Annotated in this window: 4 protein-coding genes; all 4 read left to right on the forward strand. The window is 37.1% G+C overall.

The genetic code is table 11. From position 1 onward, the window contains the following. On the forward strand, positions 1 to 569 hold a 569-nt coding region (locus tag AC06OU_RS01775), incomplete at its 5' end, for a chromate transporter (protein ID WP_475853573.1). A gap of 510 nt (positions 570 to 1,079) precedes the next feature. Next, positions 1,080 to 2,822, forward strand: a complete 1,743-nt coding sequence (locus AC06OU_RS01780) for an ABC transporter ATP-binding protein (protein ID WP_475853574.1) — start codon at positions 1,080 to 1,082, stop codon at positions 2,820 to 2,822. After that, on the forward strand, positions 2,819 to 4,558 hold the full coding sequence (locus AC06OU_RS01785; protein ID WP_475853575.1) for an ABC transporter ATP-binding protein: 1,740 nt from the start codon (positions 2,819 to 2,821) through the stop codon (positions 4,556 to 4,558). The genes AC06OU_RS01780 and AC06OU_RS01785 overlap by 4 nt, the downstream gene beginning before the upstream one ends. 145 nt (positions 4,559 to 4,703) lie before the next feature. After that, on the forward strand, positions 4,704 to 5,462 hold a 759-nt coding region (locus AC06OU_RS01790), incomplete at its 3' end, for a gluzincin family metallopeptidase (RefSeq protein WP_475853576.1).

Raw genomic sequence — 5,462 nt, forward strand, 5'->3', positions numbered from 1 at the left:
CTTGGATCTTGTTTTTTGGACTTCTTATTTTTTTACCGTTATTGATGCCATTTATAAATTCAACCTACTACTTAATTTTTGATATTTATTATCGTGTCGGTTCTTTAGTTTTTGGAGGAGGACATGTTGTACTGCCTATGCTTCAGCGAGAAGTAGCGCTTTCCCCTGATGTATTTTTAGCTGGGTACGGTGCTGCTCAAGCGGTCCCAGGTCCATTGTTTACGTTAGCTAGTTTCTTGGGTCATGCAACAGCTGGTATTCCAGGAGCTTTGGTAGCTACCTTTGCCATATTTTTGCCCTCATTTCTAATGGTAATTGGAATACTACCATTTTGGTCAGCTATACGATCGAAAAAAGGAATTCAGAATGCCTTAAAGGGAGTTAATGCAGGTGTAGTAGGAATCCTTCTTGCCGCGTTATATGACCCGGTTTTTACGAGTTCAGTTAAAGAATCATCGGATTTCATCATCGTGCTCATTACCTTTACCGTATTATTTGTTTTTAAATGGGCTCCTTACAAGGTTGTACTGTTAAGTGCAGTATTAGGATACCTTTTTCAGTTAATCTAATTTTTTCATGTATTATTGATTGAAGTGAAAGTTCGCCTATAATGGAAATCATTTTTTACTCTACACATCTATGAGAATTTAAACCACACTGTTTTTATTTTAAGCTCCAAGTAAGGTTAGGAATTAATTTAATTGTCTATTTCTTCAAAATGTATTGACAACTAAACTTTTATTGAGATAATATTAAGTGACACTAAATAATTTAGAAATGGAGGTATGAATAATGATTCGTTTTAAAGTTATCGCAAATAATTTAATAGCTCGTTCATACCTACCGTTAGACGCTAAATGACTGTTTAATAGCATAAGAATTACTATGTCTATTTTAAAGTGCATTACCGTATCATGGGTAATGCGCTTTTTTGCGTTCTATTATTTCCAAATTTTGGTGAAAAAACAAAGGAGGAGTGTTGAGTATGATTATTCAACGAGCTAAGCAAATTTTAATAAAGGAATCTCTTGAAGGCGGATAGTTGGTAAATGTAAAGGAAAGAAAAGAGGGACAATGGAATGTTTTCAGTATTATTTAAGTTAAAGTGGTTTTTTAAGGATCATTGGAAAAGGTACACTGTTGCAGTTGGTGTATTAATTATTGCAAGTGCATTTGAGATCTTTCCTCCATGGCTAGTAGGAAGGGCAATCGATACAATTACGCTAGGAAATATGAATAGCGACCTATTAATGGAGTATGTATTATATTTTGTAGGAATTATTATAGTGGGATATATTTTAAATTTTATATGGCAATATCAATTATTCGGTGGGTCTATTTCTATTGAGCGTATTTTACGCACGAAGCTGAATCGAAAATTTTTAAGCATGACACCGACTTTTTACGAGAAAAATCGTACTGGTGACTTAATGGCTCGTGCAACAAATGATTTGAATGCAGTTGCAACTACTGCTGGCTTTGGGATCATGACCTTAATAGATTCGACTATGTATATGCTAGCCTTAATTCTGGCAATGGGTTTTCTTATTTCATGGAAGCTTACTTTTTTTGCACTGTTACCTATACCAGTTCTCGCAATTATAATGCAATATTTAGGTAAAATCATTCATGAAAAGTATATGGTAGCCCAAGATGCATTTGGGGATTTAAATGATCGTGTTTTAGAATCTATAGCTGGTGTAAGAGTAATTCGTGCGTATGTTCAGGAACGTGCTGATGAGAAGAACTTTGCAGATATGAGTGAAGAGGTTTATCAAAAAAACATGGTTGTAGAACGAATTGACGCCTTGTTTGGTCCTATCACCAAAATAGGAACAGGTATTAGTTATGTTGTGGCACTTGGTTATGGAGCTTATTTAGTTTCTAAGGGTGAGATGACGGTAGGAAACCTAATTACATTTAACGTTTATCTTGGTATGGCTATTTGGCCAATGTTCGCTATTGGGGAACTGATCAACGTTATGCAACGAGGAAATGCTTCACTTGACCGCGTACAGGAAACGCTAGAGTACGATGCAGATGTGAAGGATCCGACTGCTCCAGTGAATTTGAAGGATGTAATGTCCATCGGTTTTGATGATGTTGGATTTCAATATCCTTTATCACAAGTGAAGAATTTAGAAAATATCCGAGTAAACCTACAAAAAGGCCAGACGCTTGGCATTGTTGGCAAAACCGGATCTGGAAAAACGACCTTTATTAAGCAGCTGTTAAAGGAGTATCCAATTGGAGCAGGTCAACTGACGATTGGAGATATCCCAATATCAGAGCAAACAAAGGATCAAGTATTAGAATGGATTGGGTATGTTCCTCAGGATCATGTGTTGTTTTCTAGAACCATACGCCAAAACATCCTTCTAGGAAAAGAAAATGCAACAGAAGAGGAATTAGAGGAAGCACTTCGTCTAGCGCATTTTCAACAGGATTTAATGAATTTACCAATGGGATTAGAAACGTTAGTAGGAGAGAAAGGGGTTTCCCTATCTGGAGGTCAGAAGCAAAGGGTGTCAATTGCCCGAGCGCTTATCAAAAATCCAGAAATTCTTCTTTTAGATGATTCCCTTTCTGCGGTAGATGCTAAAACAGAGGCAAAAATTATCGAAAATATACAAAACGAACGCAGTGGGAAGACAACAATTATTACGACGCATCGCTTGTCCGGCATTCAGCATGCCGACCAAATCATCGTTTTAGATGAAGGAATCATTGTAGAACAAGGTACGCATGAGGAGCTTCTAAAGCAAAATGGCTGGTACAAGGAACAATATGATCGTCAACAGCTTGAGGGGGTGTCGTCATGAGTACTGGAAAACGACTCTACCATTATGCGTTATTTTATAAGAAGCCAATTATTCTTGGTTTAATCTTTTTAACTATTGCTGTAATTGCGGATTTGACAGGACCGTTTATCGCAAAGCAAATCCTTGATGAACACATTACAGATGGTGCGATTGATCTGGAGCCGATATTAATGCTCCTTGCAGTATTCTTTGGTCTAAGTATTGTAACAGCGGTTTTTAGATATTTTATGTTCATAAACCTACAGGTTGGAGCAAATCGTGTTGTTCAGAAGCTCCGAAATGATGTTTTTCAGCATATACAAACTTTGCCTATACAATACTTTGACAACTTGCCTGCTGGTAAGGTAGTTGCTCGTGTGACAAATGATACGGAAGCAATCCGAAATTTGTATGTTCAAGTACTTTCACAGTTTGCAACCAGTATCATTTCTATTACTGGGGTTTATATAGCAATGTTTATTTTAGACGTTAAAATGGCAGCAATCGCTTTATTCGTCATTCCAATCGTATATATATGGATGCTAGCTTACCGAAAATATGCATCTCAATATAATCATATTGTGCGAACAAAGATTGCGGATATGAACGCCATGTTAAACGAATCAATTCAAGGAATGTCGATCATTCAAGCGTTTAAACGGGAAAAACAAATGGACCAAGAGTTTGAGGAGATGAATGAAGAGCATTACAGTTATCAGCGTAAGCTTTTAAAATTAGATTCTGCCACCTCCTTTAACTTAGTACAGGTGCTAAGATCCATCATGTTTGCTCTATTTATTTTAGTTTTTGGTAGTCAGTCCATGGAGCCGGGAGCAATCGTTTCTGCAGGTTTACTTTATGCCTTTGTGGATTATACGACGAGATTGTTCAATCCAATTACGGGGATAGTTAATCAGTTCTCTCAGCTAGAACGCTCATTGGTAGCGGGAAGTAGAGTATTTGAATTATTGAATGAAAAAGGGGAACAGGTAGAAGACAAACGAATGGAAAGATACGAAGGAAACGTGGAGTTTAAAGACGTGTCGTTTGCCTACAAAGGTGATGACTTTGTCTTGAAGAGCTTAAACTTTGTTGCAAATAAAGGAGAAACGGTTGCCCTAGTGGGGCATACAGGCTCTGGGAAAAGTTCCATTATGAACTTGTTATTCCGATTCTATGACCCAACGGAGGGGAAGATTTTAATAGATGGAATAGATATCACGTCCCTTCCAAGGCAAACCATTCGTAATCATATGGGAATTGTATTGCAGGATCCATATCTTTTCTCTGGAACCATTGAAACAAATGTTAGTTTAAATGATCCTAGAATTTCACGGGAAAAAGTAGAAGCCGCATTAGAAGCGGTAGGTGGAGAACGTGTACTAAAAAACCTTGAAAAAGGATTAGATGAACCAGTAATTGAAAAGGGAAGTACCCTCTCTTCTGGTCAAAGACAGCTAGTATCCTTTGCAAGAGCGCTTGCCTTCGACCCGGCCATTCTTATATTGGATGAAGCGACATCTAACATAGATACCGAGACAGAAGAAATTATCCAGCATGCGATGGATGTATTAAAGAAAGGTAGAACAACCTTCATCATTGCACATAGACTTTCTACTATTAAAAATGCAGACCGTATTCTAGTTCTAGACCGGGGTGAGATTGTAGAGAGTGGCACACATGACGAGTTGCTGCAGCTACAAGGTCGCTACGAACAAATGTATAAGCTACAAGCCGGAGTTTCCCCTAATGCATAAGCATAAGGGGATTTTCCCTTTTCTAGAGATAAAAGATAGATAATTTCCTTAATAAACGAGTTGGTGTGTGCATTTAACTAATTTACAAAATAAAGGAAGGATATTTTTGAAATAGGATAGAATGTAGTAGAAAGGGGGCGAGATAGTGAAAACTAAAGCATTCATTGCTATTTGTACGGCTGTAGCCATTTTAGGGGTTGGAAGTTACTTTATATTAGAGAAAGAATCTAAAATAGATATAGTAGAACCAGAAGTGAAAGCAGAAGAAAAACCAACTGGTAAAAAAGTAAAAGAGGAATCTATTTCAGTACTCCAAGGTTCTAGGGGAAATTACAAAATAGATATCCGCCAGGCGGAGGATTTACGTTTTCACATATCTGCGGAGATTGAAGTTACAAATGAATCCAAAAGTGTATGGGACGATATCGGTTTTTATTTTATCCCGAATGTTACGACGCTAGAGAATAAATACTTTATGCTTTCATCTATAGGAGAAGCAGAGATTACTTCTATTAGAAATAAAGATGGCGAAGAATTATCATATAAATTGAACGATACCATGCTTTATGTAACTCCAAAATCTGATGTTCAACCAGGTGAAAAAACAATTTTAACAGTAGAATATTTATTAAAGCCGCCATTTAAAGGGCAACGACTGTCGAGAATAGACAACAATTTCTATTTAGCATTATGGTATCCAATGCTAGGTAGGTATACGGACAAATGGAATCTACATCCTTATCACCATGTGGGTGAATTCTATGATACGGGGTATGGAGACTATGAGATTACTTATGAGTTAGCTAGAGAATACTTGGTTGCCAGCTCGGGAGAAGATGGTGAACCTAAGCCTAGCATTAGTGGGAAGACACAAGGAACAAATATTAAAGATTTTTATATAGCA

The sequence above is a fragment of the Psychrobacillus sp. genome (assembly GCF_056205495.1).